This window comes from Faucicola sp. SE7633 (assembly GCF_059264685.1).
In genome coordinates, this window is the sequence record NZ_JCADBW010000036.1 from 1 (window position 1) to 16948 (window position 16948).

Annotated in this window: 10 protein-coding genes and 3 pseudogenes; 7 read left to right on the top strand and 6 right to left on the bottom strand. The window is 38.3% G+C overall.

The genetic code is table 11. From position 1 onward, the window contains the following. Window positions 1-114: pseudogene (locus AC5L4R_RS09905) on the top strand (IS5/IS1182 family transposase); the annotation flags it as partial. A 247-nt stretch (window positions 115-361) separates the two neighbouring features. Beyond that, window positions 362-916: a hypothetical protein gene (locus tag AC5L4R_RS09910; RefSeq protein WP_494473716.1), complete on the top strand. Its 555-nt coding sequence runs from the start codon at window positions 362-364 to the stop codon at window positions 914-916. Here AC5L4R_RS09910 and AC5L4R_RS09915 read toward each other — a convergent pair. Next, window positions 900-1412 carry a transposase gene (locus tag AC5L4R_RS09915; RefSeq protein WP_494473724.1) on the bottom strand — a complete coding sequence of 171 codons (513 nt, stop codon included), beginning with the start codon at window positions 1410-1412 and terminating at the stop codon, window positions 900-902. The genes AC5L4R_RS09910 and AC5L4R_RS09915 overlap by 17 nt on opposite strands. Window positions 1413-1433: 21 nt before the next feature. Next, window positions 1434-1952, bottom strand: a complete 519-nt coding sequence (locus AC5L4R_RS09920; protein ID WP_494473717.1) for a transposase — start codon at window positions 1950-1952, stop codon at window positions 1434-1436. A 160-nt stretch (window positions 1953-2112) separates the two neighbouring features. Between AC5L4R_RS09920 and AC5L4R_RS09925 the strand changes: the two genes are divergently transcribed. The 4 genes and pseudogenes from AC5L4R_RS09925 (at window position 2113) to AC5L4R_RS09940 (ending at window position 6951) form a co-directional block, all read left to right on the top strand. Further along, complete coding sequence (locus tag AC5L4R_RS09925; RefSeq protein WP_494473718.1) at window positions 2113-3087, top strand: SIR2 family NAD-dependent protein deacylase; 975 nt, start codon at window positions 2113-2115, stop codon at window positions 3085-3087. A 56-nt stretch (window positions 3088-3143) separates the two neighbouring features. Beyond that, the gene (locus AC5L4R_RS09930; protein WP_494473719.1) at window positions 3144-4469 is read left to right on the top strand and encodes a DUF262 domain-containing protein; all 1326 of its coding nucleotides are present in this window, start codon (window positions 3144-3146) and stop codon (window positions 4467-4469) included. Further along, window positions 4459-5073: pseudogene (locus AC5L4R_RS09935) on the top strand (DUF262 domain-containing protein); the annotation flags it as partial. The gene AC5L4R_RS09930 and the pseudogene AC5L4R_RS09935, both read left to right, overlap by 11 nt. A gap of 822 nt (window positions 5074-5895) precedes the next feature. Then, window positions 5896-6951 (top strand): annotated as a pseudogene (locus tag AC5L4R_RS09940) (IS5 family transposase). A gap of 427 nt (window positions 6952-7378) precedes the next feature. Here the strand turns inward: AC5L4R_RS09940 and AC5L4R_RS09945 are convergent. The 4 genes from AC5L4R_RS09945 to AC5L4R_RS09960 all read right to left on the bottom strand — a co-directional run bounded on the left by AC5L4R_RS09945 (window position 7379) and on the right by AC5L4R_RS09960 (window position 16803). Continuing rightward, window positions 7379-10234, bottom strand: coding sequence for an SNF2-related protein (locus tag AC5L4R_RS09945; protein ID WP_494473720.1), 2856 nt, complete (start codon window positions 10232-10234; stop codon window positions 7379-7381). A gap of 27 nt (window positions 10235-10261) precedes the next feature. Further along, window positions 10262-11590, bottom strand: coding sequence for a hypothetical protein (locus tag AC5L4R_RS09950; RefSeq protein WP_494473721.1), 1329 nt, complete (start codon window positions 11588-11590; stop codon window positions 10262-10264). A gap of 33 nt (window positions 11591-11623) precedes the next feature. Then, window positions 11624-14938, bottom strand: a complete 3315-nt coding sequence (locus AC5L4R_RS09955; protein WP_494473722.1) for a DEAD/DEAH box helicase family protein — start codon at window positions 14936-14938, stop codon at window positions 11624-11626. Between the two features lie 134 nt (window positions 14939-15072). Further along, on the bottom strand, window positions 15073-16803 hold the full coding sequence (locus AC5L4R_RS09960; RefSeq protein ID WP_494473723.1) for a DNA methyltransferase: 1731 nt from the start codon (window positions 16801-16803) through the stop codon (window positions 15073-15075). Here AC5L4R_RS09960 and AC5L4R_RS09965 point away from each other — a divergent pair. After that, window positions 16757-16948: transposase (locus tag AC5L4R_RS09965; protein ID WP_494472339.1), on the top strand; the 192-nt coding region annotated here is incomplete at its 3' end. The two genes, AC5L4R_RS09960 and AC5L4R_RS09965, sit on opposite strands and share 47 nt — an antisense overlap.

Below are 16948 nucleotides of genomic sequence, written 5' to 3' on the forward strand. Positions count from 1 at the left end.
AATAAGGCTCGTCACCTTGGGTTAATGCAATTTCATACCAGTACTTTGCTTGCTAGCATAGTGCATAATTTAAAAACTGCCCTAGGCTTGAAGCGAAAATATGGGGTCGCTTAGGGTTATTGTGTCTGTTGGTTGGTAAAACTAGCCAATAGACGTTAATTTACGGCAATTTAGGAGGCTTTTATGCCAATTCGGTGACTTTTTTCGCTTCTTTAACACCAATTCCTGTTTTTAGTTGAGTTTGAAATTGGTGTCGAGAGATGGTCGCTGGTTTGTGCAAAGGTCTCTAAATAATAGAACAAATTTAGTTCTAAATAGATTTATATTTTAAACCAATTAAGTTTAATAATGGAAATAAATTATGAAAATATTAACTCCAATATTGTTAGTCGGTTCAATAGGGTTTGCTAGTCTTGCATTTGCTGGGCAGTCATCAGCAACCCAAAATGGTAATTGTACTGTTTATGAAAATGGCAAAAAGACAGGTAGTATTAGCTGTGCTTTCATCACATCAAAAACTGAAGCTCAAGTAAAAAATGTCAAATCAAATGACTTTAAACAATGCAAGTTTGATAACCCAAAATATGGTGAAGCTTCAAAAACTATTTTTAAAACAGTAATCCAAGCAAAAGGTTACCAAGATATTATCAATAATCAAGAAAGCTATATTTGTAGTGAGAGTGGTGATGGATGGGTCTTATCTGGTGCAAATACCTCGAAGTATAACGGTAAATCCATACCAACAGTTTTCCGTAATGCAGCTAACGGCAAAGTGACCAGTGCCAAAGATATTAAAGAGGCCTTGATTGGTGAGAATATGGGTTCATCAGCAGAATTCCTTACCTGCGTAACACCGACAAATTCTAAGAACCTGTTCACAATCTTTTTAATAACTGAAGTTACGCACCGCTCATAGCCTTAAGCTGGGCAAAAGCCGACTGATTAGCAGATACGAGTAACTTCAAACGCAAAGCAAAATGATTCAACTTGGTTTTGATTTTCAAACACTCAAGCTTAAACACCGCATACGTGGCTAAAAAGATATGATTAAACCGTGCCCTTTGGCTATGCACAGGGGACCTACCCAAATTGGCATTTTGCTTTAACGACTTATGATACACTTCAACCTGCCATCGTTTTTGATAGCTGTTGATAAACGTATCCTTGTCGCATTGTAAATCTGAGCAGACCAGATATAAAATCCCTGTGCTACCGTCCTTGTTTGTAAAGACTCGGCGTAATAACAAGACTTCATCATGGTAGTCATTTAAAAAGCCGTGAACAGGGGTATTATCGGGTAAATTAGATTCATCAATACGTACAAAGTTACCTTTTTGTCTATCATCAGGGGTTAAAGCCACTAAGCGATTTGACTTTAATGCAAAGATAAAATGCTTATTGGCTTTACGAATATGTTTGAATGTTGCATTGGCTTAAAACCATGAATCGGCTAATACATAGCTAAATTTGACTTGGTTTTTAACTGCCATGTCGAACATTTCCAGCAGTCGCTGATTTTTGGTTTTATCGCTTTTACGTTTAATGTTGCCTTTGTCATCGGTAAAGACGTTGGGTTTGGTGATGATGTCAAAGCTTAAGCGTATGTCGATGTCTTTGCGATGGTATAGACAGTTAAGTAGATTAATACCTTTGATGTTTTTATTTTGGGTATGGTCGTAATGCCAACAGTTGATGTCGTCGACGCTTGTGTGCGGTTTGGGCTGTATGGTGTCGTCAAAGATGAGATAGCCTGTGGCATTGGGTGTGGCATTTTCATGCTGTCTTAGCATGGGTTTAATCAGTTGCCACTGTTCTTTGGCGGTGAGTGTTTCGTTGTTTAAAAATCGGGTGATGCTGTCATGGTAGATGCTCCCTTGTAGTAGGTTGGCAAGTCCTGTGGCAGTGGTTTGACCAAAACTTGCGATGAGGTAGTCGCTGTAGAGTTCTATCATGTCTTTATTCATTTGTTTACTCTCGGTGACTAGTTTTTTTGTTATGATAACGCTTTCTTAAAGGGCTGCGTAACTTCAGAAGTTAATTTTTTTGAGGAATTTGATTCTTGGAAAGAGGGTGAGTAAGGTTGTTTTATTTGCATGTTCCTAGTTTATTCGGATGAAGAAAATGATATTGAATCAGTCACTAGAGGACAGAATATGCCAAAGCAGCCAACTGGAGGAACCGGTAATTCAATTCAAGAATATCTCAGACGACAATGGCAAAGGAATAAAAATGGATAATCAAACCAAATTGATACAGTTTGCCGAACACTTTAAACAAGCTGATGGCTTGCTTATCACCGCAGGGGCAGGGATGGGCGTGGATTCAGGTTTACCTGACTTTCGGGGCGATCAAGGCTTTTGGAAAGCCTATCCACCGCTTAAGCATCTGGGCAAAAGCTTTGTCGATATGGCAACGCCCGAGCTTTTTTATACCGACCCAAAATTGGCATGGGGGTTTTATGGGCTACGCATTAATGCTTACCGAGCAGTAGAGCCGCATCAAGGCTTTCATCTACTCAAACAATGGTCAGATACCTTGCCAAGTCTAATACATGGCTCATTTGTGTTTACCAGTAATGTCGATGGTGAATTTCAAAAAGTTGGATTTGAGGATGACCAAGTATTTGAATGTCATGGTTCGATTCATTGGTTGCAGTGTTTGGATAATTGCACGCAAGCTATTTGGTCAGCGGACGATTTCAAGCCCGTAGTCGATGAAGAATATTGCCAGCTAATCAATGAATTTCCAAGCTGTCCACACTGTGGTGGTATGGCTCGTCCTAATATTTTGATGTTTGGCGATTGGCATTGGCAATCGCAGATGCAAGACGAAAAAGAGCAGAAGCTAATGGCTTGGCTAAAGCAAGTTAACAATCTAGCTATTGTTGAGTTAGGGGCGGGGACGGCTGTACCAAGTGTGCGTAATTTTGGTGAGCGATTGATCCAGCATCCAATCAACGAATCAGTAAGCTTACTGCGTGTTAATCTGCGAGAACCGCAAGTGCCTAATAAGAGTAATTGTTTTGGGGTGAGTATGGGAGCGTTAGATGCTTTAAATAGCTTACAAGAAGCAATGTACAAAAGTTAAATTTTACATCGATATAATATGTGAATTTAAAAAAATTTTAATCAAGGAAAATATGAATGCTAGATAACCAGAAGCCAAACTATGAGATTAAGACAATAGTAGAGATTTTTAAACAGGGAAATTTAACTATTCCAGAATATCAACGTCCCTACAAATGGACTGTAAAAAATACCAATCAACTCATTGATGACATCCTACTACATCAAGAAAAGTCCAAATACCGTCTAGGTACCATGGTTGTCCATGATAATAATGGTGAGTTAGAAATTGTTGATGGGCAACAACGTTTTATAACGATACTGTTAATTGCGAAGGTTCTATCTGATGGTAACTTTCTTGATAGAGATGTTAGCCATTTTTTAAACTATTTAAAATTTAGCAATACCATTTCGCATAAAAACATCGCCAAAAACTACCAAGCAGTTATTAGCCGAGCTAGTGATATTGCAAATGAAAAATTTGCCAAATTTTTTTCAGAGCAATGCGAGATGGTGCAAATTATTCTAAAAAGCGAATCAGAAGCTTTTCAATTTTTTGATTCACAAAACGCTCGTGGCAAAGACTTAGAGCCTCATGACCTTCTAAAAGCCTTTCATTTGCGAGAAATGAATGACAGCGAATCAAGTGAAAAAATTGCTGTGGTTAGCCAATGGGAAGATATCAAATCAGAAGATCTAGCTAAATTGTTCGCTCTATATTTATACCCTATTCGGCAATGGTCAAAACGTCAATCAGCACGCTATTTTAGTAAGTCTGATATCGACATTTTCAAAGGCATTAATCTTAAGAAATCGCCAGCTTATCCCTACGCTCAAACATTAAGAATGCTGGAATCTTTTACCCAACATTATAAGAACTCACCTGATAGGTTGTTTGACAATCAAGATGTGCATTTTCCCTTCCAACTTTCCCAAACTATGATTAATGGTCGGCATTTCTTTGATATGGTTAGCTATTACCAAAAAAGCAAAGATAACCTTTTTAAGGAATTAAAAGAAAATGAGCAAACGAATCGAATAATTAGCATTTTGGATAATCAAGAATACAAACATAGAACAGGCGACAAATATGTGAGACGTTTATTTGATAGTGCGGTACTTTTTTATTGGGATAAGTTTGGGCTAATAGAGATTGAAAAAGCCGTTAAAGTTATATTTTTATGGGCTTATCAAATTCGTTTAACCCAACAATCTGTTTTTATTGAGTCTATCGATAATCACGCTAGAAAAGACCTTATGTTATTTAACAAAATTTATGAAGCAACCCATCCAAAAGAAATCACTCAGTTGTTAGTTAACTTTAAAATTGAATCAAAAGCTAAAAACAGTGAATCAATCATAAATTTAGCCAAAGAATTTCAAGGAATAAAAAATGAAAAATAACGATTTAAGCTTACTTAATTTGCAAGATTTGTTCAAAAGTAATTACGTCATACCCATTTATCAACGTGATTACGCTTGGACAGAAAAAGAAATTAATCAAATGCTTGATGATATCTTTAGCGTCATGAACAGCAATGATAACTATTATATTGGCACGCTGATTGTTTACCCACGAAAAAATGGGAATCAAGTTGTTTATGAAACGATTGACGGGCAACAACGAGTCACTACGTTGATGATTTTATTGACCTATGTACTGAAAAATGAAATCTTTAAAGACTATTTTAAAGACAAAACCTTGATTCCAAATTCACCTGAATTAATTTCACACTTAAATTTTGACAGTCGTGAACGCTCGACTAAAAGCTTAAAGTCATTAGTAAATGGTGAAAAGGGTGATGCGGTCGATAATATCACTCAAGCATATGACATCATTCATAAGTTCTTATCAAAAAAATCTGAAGCGGATAAGCAGCAATTTATAAATTATCTGATGGACTCCGTTAAAATTTTGCGTGTAGAAGTGCCAGAAGACACCGATTTGAATCATTATTTTGAGATTATGAATAGCCGTGGTGAACAGCTTGAAAAACATGAAATTCTCAAATCCCGCCTTTTAAATATAATCAAAGATGATAAACCCGCTTATCAACTGTTTGCAAATATTTGGGAAGCTTGTGCCAACATGGAACGATATGTTCAATATGGCTTTGATAATACTGTTCGACAACAAATATTTGGTAATGATTGGAATAGGCTGTCGGCACAAAACTTCGATGATTTAACCCAATGCTTTAAAGAGAAATTTGAAAACATTAAAGATGAAAACCTTAATAGTGAAACTAATAATATTTCTTTGGCAAGTATTTTAGAAAACCCAAATATTTTTATTCAAAACGATGAAGAAAATAAGAATAAAGAAAAGCCTGATAGATTTAATCCTGTAATTAATTTTCCAAATTTTTTGTTAATCGTGCTTAGAATTATGACTAAAGATTCTAAAATCAGGCTCGATGACAAATTTTTGTTAGACAATAACATTTTTACTTCTCATGTAAGTACACCAGAGCAAGTTAAAGCGTTTGGCTATCTATTGTTAAAAACCAAATTTTTATTTGATAAATTTGTGATTAAGCGGGAATACTTTGAAAACCGTAATCAATGGAGTCTCAAAAGACTTAATTCGTATAGTAAGGATTCACAGTCTTACATCAATACAGTAAGCATTTCAGATAAAGATGAAAGTGCTGAACTCAACAAATCATTAATTATGATTCAAGCCATGTTTCATGTGTCAAACCCAAGTCAGACTTACAAAAATTGGCTATTGGCGTTACTTAATCATCTAAATGGTATGGATATCCAATCTGACTGTCAAACAGGTCAAGAACTTTATGAATATCTTGAAAAGCTTGCAAAATGCTTTATGGCTTACCGTTATTTGTCGTCCTCAAAGTTAGAATTTGATGAGATTATCGCAAAATCAGAAGAGAGCATAGATTTCAATAGTAACAAAATAGATGAATCAAATTTGAATAATGGGACACAGATTGAAAACTTTATTTTTAACTATTTGGATTTTATTTTGTGGAAGGATGAAAGTTTTTATAAAGCTATTTTAATTGAGAATGGTAATGACAAAAGTATTTTTGAAAAAATTAAAAACTTTGAGTTTACCTTTAGAAGCTCTGTCGAGCATTATTATCCCCAAACACCTTTTGAAAATCATGACCTGTTAGATTCCAATATATTAAATAGTTTTGGCAATCTTTGTTTAATATCAAATAGCTCAAATTCAAGACTGAATAATTTTAGCCCAGAAGCTAAAAAGGACCATTTTAAAGCAAATGATATTGCTGAAAGTATTAAACAGTCAATTATGATGAGCTACCCAAAGTGGAGTTCTAGCGAAATTAAAGACCATGGTGATAGAATGATTTCTATTTTAGAAGAAAGTCTAAAAAGAAATTAATTTATGCCCAAAAGTAAGGGCAAAACCAGTTTTATCATCATCGATGCTCAAAGCGTAAAAAATACAGATACCGCCAAACACAAAGGCTATGACGCAGGAAAGAAAGTATCAGGGATTAAGCGCCATATTGCGGTAGACAGCCAAGGCTTGCCGCATGCTATCTGTATTACCACTGCCAATATCACCGACCGTGAAGGTGCTAAAACGTTACTTCGTCAACATGCTAAACGCTTAAGCCGGGTAAAAAATGTGATGGTTGATGGCGGTTATCGAGGCGAGGCATTTGCCAATAGTGTAAAGACCCTTTTAGGCGAAACCGTTACCACAGAAGTTGCCAAAAGAGATGAACTGCATACGTTTAAAGTCATACCAAAGCGATGGGTTGTAGAACGTTCGTTTGCTTGGCTTGAGAAAAATAGACGTCTATGGAGAAACTGTGAGCGTCTTTTAAATTCGAGCCTTCAATTTACCAATCTTGCTTTCATCGCTTTGTTATTGAAAAGATTGTGAACAGGTTCTGAGAGTGGGGTAAGTAAACGTAAAAATTACTAGTTCATCTTCACTAGAGTCACTTTTTGGTAAACAAGTGGGCGGAATGTAAAAATTTACATTAGAATTTCCATTCTCTGGAATTGCGAAGTTAAGACATTCGTGAAAACCATTTCCACCAATATTCTCTTCATGAAATCTTTTAAGATAATGGTTATATTCTTTAAATGTTGGAAGTCGTGAGTACTTTAAATGTGGTGGTAGAGATTGACGATTATCATAGTTGGTCTTAATTGCTAAAAATCTTACCATTTCTGACTCCATAGAATGTCTTGTCTAAATTGAATTATTAAGTGGAGTTACGCAGAAAGAATAGAAATACTACTATATATTCGGTTTTTGGAGATTTAAAAACGCAACATATAGATGGTTTGCGTAACTTCAGTTATTAATTGATTATCCACTGAATTACATAGAGATTTTCGAAGCTACTTTTACGATGCAACGCATTTTCAAGACCACTTATCAAAGCATCCCGCTGTGCTGAAATCTCATCTTCCACATCAAAAATCCTCTGACGCATTTTACGCTGCTCTCTTTCGGCTTGTTTGACGGCTTCTTGTCTTTCTCTTTGCTCTTCAATGGTGTTGGCTTGGCGAGCTTCACGTTGCAAGCTTTTTACCTTTACTTTGATATCCTCAAGTGCCAGTTCGACGGCTTTCAGTTTATCTTCAGCCCATTGGTCAATCTTATCTTGTTCTTTCTTAAAGAAAATTTGATTGGCTTCTAAGGCTTGACTGAGCGTAGATTGTCGTTGTAACTCAATGGTCGGCATGAATTTATCCATAAAAATAGCTTGATTCATATCAATCGGGGTATTGACCACTTGAGCGTCCAATCGCATGAGGCGTTGACATACTTCGGGAGCAAGCACCTCGCCCGTATCAGTCATTGCCGTGATAATCAAATGCTCTTCGATATCAAATGATTGTAAGGTCAAGACATTGACTGCAAGCCAGCCTGATTGTCCGATGAGATTATCAAGACTTGAAACTTTTTGTGGATAATGACTATAGTCAAATTCGATAGCAGTATTGGGTGTGGCAAGATGCTTGGCTTGGTCAAGCACATACTCACCAAGCGGATGCGTTAGACGGTAGATATAGGTCTGTTCTGGTATACTATCGCCTTTACGAATCAGTTGATAGCGACCTGTTTTGATATCGAGTATAGGGGAAGTATGCAGTACAAAGCTTAATTCGTTTTTAGCGAACCTAGCAAAGGGGGCAAGCATCGCTTGGGTAATTAGCCAAAAGAATTGGCTGATACGGTCAAGTTGTTCTTCAGCTCGTTGTTTTTGGATTTTGAGCAGATCGTGAATATCGGCATCAAAGTGCTTTAGCAGTAACTCACGAGTCTGTTGCATCTTTTGGTTAATTTGATTTTGTAAGTCTTGTCGAAGCTTGGCAAAACTGTCTTCAATCTCATCAGGGGTACGGCATTGGTCATAGATTTGGGCGATACGTTGCTCAAAATCAATGCCACTCTCGATAGTACCTAAGATTTCATTGGATGCCCCAAATACCCCATCAAATAACGCAAATTTTTCGGTCAATAACTCTAATACCCGCTGATCAGCGGCATTTCGCTCGTTTAAGAAGTTCACTACAACCACATCAAATGCTTGCCCATAGCGGTGACAGCGACCGATTCGTTGTTCCACACGTTGTGGATTCCAAGGCAAATCATAATTGATTACCAGAGAACAAAACTGTAGGTTTACCCCTTCAGCCGCTGCTTCAGTGGCAATCAATATCTCAGCTTCATGTCTAAAGGCATCAATCAAAGCAGTTCGTCTATCAATGGCGGGCGAGCCAGTTACTCTATCACTGCCAATATGCTTGGCGAGCCATTTTTGGTAGATGCCTGTGTTGACGGTGCTGCTATTTGTACCATTAAAGGCGATAACCTTACCCCCAAAACCGTTGGCTTGCAAAAATTCCATGAGATAATCTTGGGTACGCCGTGACTCGGTAAAGATAACGGCTTTTCGGCTTGCTCCCATTTCAAACATTCGAGCGAAGCCTTGCTCAATGGCAGTGAGCAAAGCAAATGATTTTTCATCTTCATGAATTTGGCGGGCAAGCTCTAAGTAGGTATCAATCTCGGCAATTTCTGCGGTCAGTAAATCTATATCGACAGGTGTACTTTCACCTTCTTCAATCTCGATTTCTTCGAGTAGTTCTTCATCTAGGTCATCTTCAGTAATAAAGTTACTAAGCCAATCTTCATCAAGCGTTTGTTCATCGACTATCGCTTGCAGACGCTTGCGAATTGACTCCAAGGTGGCGATGACAGCGGGCGTGGACGATGCCAATAGTTTACGCAAGATAATGGCAATTAGGTGCCGTTGTTGCTGTGGAAAGGCATAACTAAAATCACGTTGTAGATAAGCACTAATTAGCTCATATAGGCGTTGTTCTTTATCGCTAGGTGTAAAGGGAACAGTTAACGCATGACGATTGGTATAAGGCACATACTCAAGTACGTCTTTACGCAAGGTACGCTGCATAAATTCGGCTAGGCGACGTTTGAGCGATTCGTTATTGTTATGTTGGACAAACTGCTGACGAAACGTCTTATCATCACCAAATAGATGTTCATCGATGACGGTGCTAAGTCCATATAGCTCCATCAATGAATTTTGTAGCGGTGTAGCGGTAAGCAGTAGTTTTTTGCGACCTATCAAGGATTTTTTAAGACTGTTACCAATCTTGTTACTGGAACGATGGGCATTTCGCAATCGATGTGCCTCATCAATGACCACTAAATCCCAAGCGATTTTGCCAATTTCATGTTCCATTCGCATAGCAAAATTATAGGATACAATCGAGATTTTTTTATTGTCAAAGGGGTTATATATACCTTGCTGACGTAGTTTCTTCCAAGTAACAAAGTCTAGCACTTGCACAGGCAAGTTGAATTTTTCTTGAAGCTCTTGCGCCCATTGTTTACGCAAAGCAGCAGGGGCAATAATCAATAAGTTTCTGCGAGATTCTGCCCAATACTGGCACAGGACGAGGGCAGCTTCGATGGTTTTGCCAAGCCCGACTTCATCGGCGAGTATCACGCCTCGGCTTAAGGGGTTATTGAGAGCGAAAAGTGCCGCTTCGATTTGGTGCGGATTGACATCGACTTGGGCATCAAATAGCGATTGAGATAGTCTGTCATTGTCTGATGCGGTGCGTTTTTTGGTTATTTCCCAAGCGAGATATTTAAGCTGGTGAGGTGTTATATTGTTCATCAATGGCTCTTTAGGTGTAACTATAAATTAACCTTTAAGTTCATTTTTTAATTCAATAATTTTTCTATTGAAACCGTTGCTTTCCATCCATTGGAAAGCTCGTAAAACTCTTTTTAACTCTTGTTCTCCTAAACTACCTGTATGAGCAGCCAAATTTCTTATCTCTCTAAGTGTTTGCCATTGAAGCATAAAGTCTCGAAACCTACTATCCATGAATTCTTGGGGTAAATTACCTTTAAAGGATAATGTTTTAACAGCAACTTCAGTTTGACCAATACCTGGTGGAATGAATTTGTTGTTTTTAATTTGATTGAAATCTATTGGCTTAGGATTATTTCCCACTATTTTTTCATCGGGATAAAATTTAAAATTTCCACGATTTCTAAAAGGTTTATTGAAATAGGTGGGCATATCAATATCTAGCGTTTCTCTAATATATTGTACAAACGATAAATTAACTTCAATCTCGAATATCTTGGTAATAGGTAAAATGCCAATTGAAGTATCTATTGCTGATTTCGGATTGAGTAGAGAAAGTGTAACCGCATTAAAAGTTTGTTGTAAAATATAACTCTCAGATTCGTAATCATTTCCTAACTTCAGAATAGGAATAGAATATTTATTTGACTGAGCTAAACGTGTTGATAAAAATAAGATTAATTCATCTATTCTCTGACTGACTTCATCATCTATTTGAGTATTATTAATATTTTTTAGCTTCTTTATTTCTCTTAAAACTTCTTCATAGTTGGCTTTTGAATATAAAGCTACAATGCCCTGAGCAATAGAGGAAGAGTTTAAACTATAAGGTGCCATTTCTTCGATTTTTAAGTTAAAGAGTAATTGTTTAAACCTCTCGTCTAAAGACATATCAAAACGCCCATAGACATGGTCACAAAAATCACTGATTAACTCAAATTGTTTTTCTAAATATTTGTGGTCGGTTTTTATAACAACTAAATCGTCGAATGTTAAACTATTGCTGAGTACAATTACTGGTAAATCGTTATAATCTATTCCCAAATACTTACAGAAGCCATAGACATCCAGTTGAGAATCTATCCCTTTCCTGTGTTTTTCTATAAAAAGAGCATAACTTCTTCGTCTAATACGGCTTACCCATTCATCCGAGGGTGTTACAAGTGAAAAAAACAAAAAATTCTCACCCGTATGTCTATCAAAACGAGAGAAATTTTTGTGTATATTCTTATCGAAATCTGTATGTATTTTGGGGTCGTGTATAACCAATCCAAAAAGTGTAAAATCTTTAATTGAGTCCCTAACATAATTATAAAAATCATCTTTTGGGTTTGAGAGTATTTTAAAAGTCTCATAAGAATTCAATGGAAACCCCATACTAAACCTCCTCAATTAATTTTTTTCATTAAATTAGGACAAAATCCTTGCAAACATATCGTCCAAATACTGCTTATTATCCGTCATAAACAGCACATTTCGCTCTTTAAGCTTATCAGCACTCACAGACTTATCCACCATCTCCGCAAACGGCGTTACTGACAAAATAAAGCTATTAAGCACCAATTCCCCGCTTACCTGTGCCTCAATGGTTTTGATTTCTTGATACAGATTTATTTTGGCATCATCGACAGACATATTGCGGATGCCTTTAGGGTCAATGACGGTTAGATATTGCTTGCCCGTCTGTTTATGGACTAGCCACAACAAGAAATCTGGATAAAAATTCCCCGCTAAGGCAAATCCCAAGCCTTTATTCTTGCTACTCGGATTACGCATCAGATAAATATGATAGTCATTGAGCTGTGACAACTGTTTGGGCGAGTTGATATAGGCTTGTAAGTCATCGACAAACATCACCTCACTACTTCTGCCTTTGGTATCGTAATCGAACATCATTGGCGACCAAATGAAGGGTAGCTTGTCCGTGTTTTTGCTAAATAGGGGATAGTACAGGTGCTTGTCAAATACAATTGCTCGAAAGCCTTGGTCGGCACTTTGCCAGTTCGCCATTGCCTCGACTTTGCCATCATTGACCAATGTTTGAAGCTGTTCCAATCGCTCTTTATGCACGGCAAAGGCATCATTGTCATCCACAGTTTTGGCAGTAAAGGTGTATTTGTCGCAGAATTCGATGGGGAAATCAGCATCATTAACGTCAAACTCTCTAACCTCATAATACTGACGCTCGTAGGCATTTTTGATGGTTTTGTAGAATTTATCCATATAAGCTTGCAAAAGCTCAAGTAATATCGCTTGCTGAGCCTGTACCGCCTGCATCCCCGTGCCAAGTTTGCTGACATCGGCATACAAGGTGTACCAGTCTTTTGCTTGTCCTGCTTCGGTGGTGTTATCAATTTTTTGTAGACAAAAATCTCGCAGACTATCAACACTCAATTGCAGATTGGGGTAGCCTCGCTGAAATTTGTACTGCTGAAGCTGTAGATACAAGTCATCAAAATCAAAGAACGCCATAATATCAGGGCTGATTTCATGCTGTTGTCGATGGTCTTCGATGGTGGATGATTCCCAGCTTTTATCCGTGTTAAAAGCTTGCAGGCGTGGGTATAGGTCTAGCACCACTTTGATGGGTTTGATTTTGCCTTGATATTCGGGTGGGATTTTGAAAAGAGATAATTTAACCTTTTGCTTAAAGCCATTGGCTTGGTTGTCTTTATACCCGTCTTTGAGTACCAAGGTTTTGAGTTTTTGGGCAGTGACTTGACGCTTTGTATCAAAATCCAAGGTCAGTAAATCTTGCTCAAATTCAATCCCTTCATCAGTGAGATACTCACGGAATTTTTCCATGTAGTCAGCGTGCAAGCCAAAGATATTGAGCGTTTGCAGTAGATTAAGTCTTAACGCTTTGTTCTGAGCATTGCTGTAGGTGTTGCGATCAGTACGTTTGAGCGAAAAATTCTCACCTTTTAGCCGTACCCCACGACCAAATAACTGGATAATCTGTGAGCCTTCGCCACTCCCCATATTCAGCAAGCCCATTGTCGAAACTCGCCAGCTACTCCAACCTTCGGTAAACTTGCGAGAGCCAATGAACAGATGGGTCTTGCTATCAGCATCATTGAGCGTGTTAAATAAGCTCGGGCTGAAGTCATCAGTACGGGTATTCAAATAAAAGTCTTTGGCGAATTCTTCCGCGGTATCAAATAAGTTTTTCTCATCGCCGACGTTAATCACCCCAAATGGGTCATTTTCACCGACTTGCAGACGCAATTCTCCCGTATTTTGGGTAATACGAATCACATTGAGACGATGATTGCTCTGGGCATTAAAGAAAGTCTGCAATATGTCTTGATAGACTTGTTTGGCATCTTGCCCAAGTAACGCATCAAATCGCTTATGAAAGATATTGTTGCCTTTGGCATCTAATAATTGGTCTTTGTTGGTGATTAAATCATGAATCCACTCTGTATTGCGGGCTTGGTTCTGTGGGTCTAGGAAGTTTGCCAAAAACTTGATAATGGTCAAGATATCTGAGTTTTCGTCATTCACTTTGTTACCGACAAATACCCATAATGGATTTTCTACCATAAAAGGTTCAAGGGCTTTGGTGTTCTTCTGATACAGGTATTGTTGTTGGTAAAAAGTGAGCAGACAGGCAGTGAGATATAGATTTTCTTCGGTCTCATCCCGCTCTTTTTTCATGTTCAAGATGCTGACTTCTTTGCCAAATTGATCTTTGTAGAAATGCGGATATGAGTAGTCAAAGATAATGCCTTTGGCGTACACCTCTTTGAGGGCTTCACGACGAGCTTTTTGTTGTTCAAGTTCATCAAGGGCAATGGCTTGTAGTTGGCTTTCACTAAGATTACTGAGTGCGGTCTTACCATAATTGAGCTTAGCTTTGGCTTTAAGAATGTCTTCTTGCTGTTTGGTGACGTTTTTGGCTTTGCTCACCGCTTGCCCAAAAGTGGCTGAATACTCAAAGCTAAAGCCATTTTTGGTCAAGGTATCCCGATATGTCATCCATACACCACCTGACGACGCTCCCCGATGCCCTTCGTCAATCAAAACCAAATTATTACCTTCAAGGCTTTCGGCAGCGACTGTCTTATCACCGTCCCGCTCGGCAAGTTTGTTGATATCAATGATTTGCACATAGTCAAACATGGCATCACGGCTTTTGCTCTTGTCGAATATCATGGCATTGATACCCGCCAGCCCAAACTCTTGTAGATGTTGCTGACTTAAGCCTTCATTCGGCGTCAGTAGTATAATTTGGTCAATCTTTTCGCTCACAGTTTGATGATAATGCTGATACTGCAAAATATTGACATGCATAATCAGCGTTTTACCGCTACCTGTGGCGTTCCAGTAAGCAATTTTGTTCAGGTCATCGGCGATATACGGCTGTAGTTTTTCGCTCTCGGCAAGCTCGGTATTAAACTCAGCCAAAACTTCATTAAGCTCAATGAGCATCTGCTCACGATGGTGGTAATAATGGTCAAGGTAGTATTCGGTAAAGAGCAAGGCAAGGTATTGAAAGTATTTAAGATTCAGCTCAAAACCTTCTGCTTCATTACGTTTTTCGGTGACTTGTTGCCAATGCTGGACGATGTTACGGTCATAACGGCGTAGGTCGTCATCGCTAATGCTGTGCTTGTCTGTGTGCAAGTCTTGGGTCAGGCGCGTAAAAAACTTGGTTTGCCCAGCATTATCGCCTTCAAGCTCAATCCCTTCATGAATGGCATCATCGAGTAGGGTTTGCATACCTCGCAAGTTATTCGGGTTAAACTTTGACCATAGCCATTTGTTCAGAATTAATTGGTCATGAAAATTGATTTTGACAATTTTGGCTTTGGTCTCTTTTTTTTGTTTAGCGTTCTTTGCCACAATATATCCCCTTATTCTTCAAACATCTTGTCAAAGAACGTCTGTTCGATTGAGCGGATTTTGAGTTTTCGCTCGCCCTCTTCGGTATGGATGAATGGGCTTGGTATGTTGTGGTCGCCATTGAGGTAGATTAGCTGATATTCCTTATCTTTTGGATTGACTTTAAGACGCTCAAGTAAGGTTTTTTCAAGTTTGTCATAGCCGATGATGCTGGTATCACGCCAAAACACAAGGGTCTTGTCGCCTGTGCGTAATGTGCCCTCAATAAAGACATAGCCACGCTCTAGCTGATAGTCGATGTTTTGCACGTTTAAGCCGATGAGGTAGTTGAAGGTATCGACGAGGTCAATGGGCTGGGTGGTGTATGCCCCTGCCGAATCGCTAGTGATTTTAAGCTGATAGTCGAATGGTTTGGCAAAGTCGGCGACACTTAGCAGTGAGCCTTTGCTCTCAATATCGAGCATGTAGTGCATAAGGTAGTCGTCTTTTTGGGCATTGTTCATGCTGTCAAAGATTTTTTGCTGTTGCCCTGTGCGTCTAAGTTCTAGGTTGTTAAGGGTGTCTTCGTAGCTTTCGAGTTTGATGACTTTGAGACAATGGCTGATGCCGTTGTATGGGTTTTGGTTTTGGGCATCGGCATTGGCGGTTTTGCTGTCTTTGGGTAGGGCGGGCTTGCCGTCTTTCCAGTTTTCTGAATAGATGACTTTTTGGATACGGGGTTTGATGACGGTGTTAAAGTATTCGCCTTGTTCGATAAGGATATATTTGCGGTTGCCATTGTCTTCACGGTTGAGGGCAATGGTAGCATGGGCGGTTGTGCCAGAGCCTGCGAAGAAATCGAGAATAGTTGCTGTTTTCTTTGATGTCATTAAAATAGTATCAGCAACTGTATGTAGCGACTTTGGGAAATCAAATAATTTTTTCCCTAATACATTATTAAGAATTTTAGAACCGTAATCACCAGCAATATATTTTGTGTCGTCCCAAATAGTTTTATACCTTTCAAAATCTCTAGTTTTTTTGATTTCTAAATCACCATTTCTAAGCGTTTCAACTTTTAGCAGATGTCTAATTTCTTCAACACTTTGTAGAGCGTAAGTCCATTTTCTTTCCACTCCATTACCATCAACTGGATATACAGCTATAATTCCATTCGATAGTTTTTCATTATGCGGAGGATGAAAATCATCTGAGCATACATCGCCAAAACCTACTATTTGCATATCTTTTACAAAAATAGGATAAAAACAATTTTTAGCTGTATTGCGCTCTGATTCTCCTCCCCAGTTTCTAAAGTTTGTCCATTCTTGATTCTCTAGTGGAATGGGTTTTCCTTCTGACTTTTCTCCCTTTCTAGAAACAGTTAGAGCAAACTCATTATTGATTGAAATATATCCGCCTTGAATCCCTTTGGTATTGTGACGAATTGCAATTGTATTATGATCAAAGTTAGAATCAGAAAATATTTGTCTTAAATCTAAACTTAGACGAACATGTTCATTCTCGTCAATAGCACAAACAAGAACACCTGTATCAGCCATAAAAGGTTTACTTTCATTAATACGGTTATTCATTAAAGTTAGCCAAGATGAATGTTTAAAATTATTTTTAGAAACCTTTGCACGAACAAATGCACAAAAGTTTGTAAAAGTGATATAATACAGTAAAATCAAACAGATGGCAAAAGACACGAATATGGCATGGAAACAAACAGGGCAACTCTCCCTAGCAGACAGTCTCATTAACGCTCACAAAGCCATCGAAGAACTCGATGAACTACATAACCTAATCAACTGGCAAAGTATCGAACACACCCTACGCCATGTCCATAGCAGTGACCGTGGCGAAAGTGCCTTTCACCCTGTCATCATGTTTAAAATCTTACTA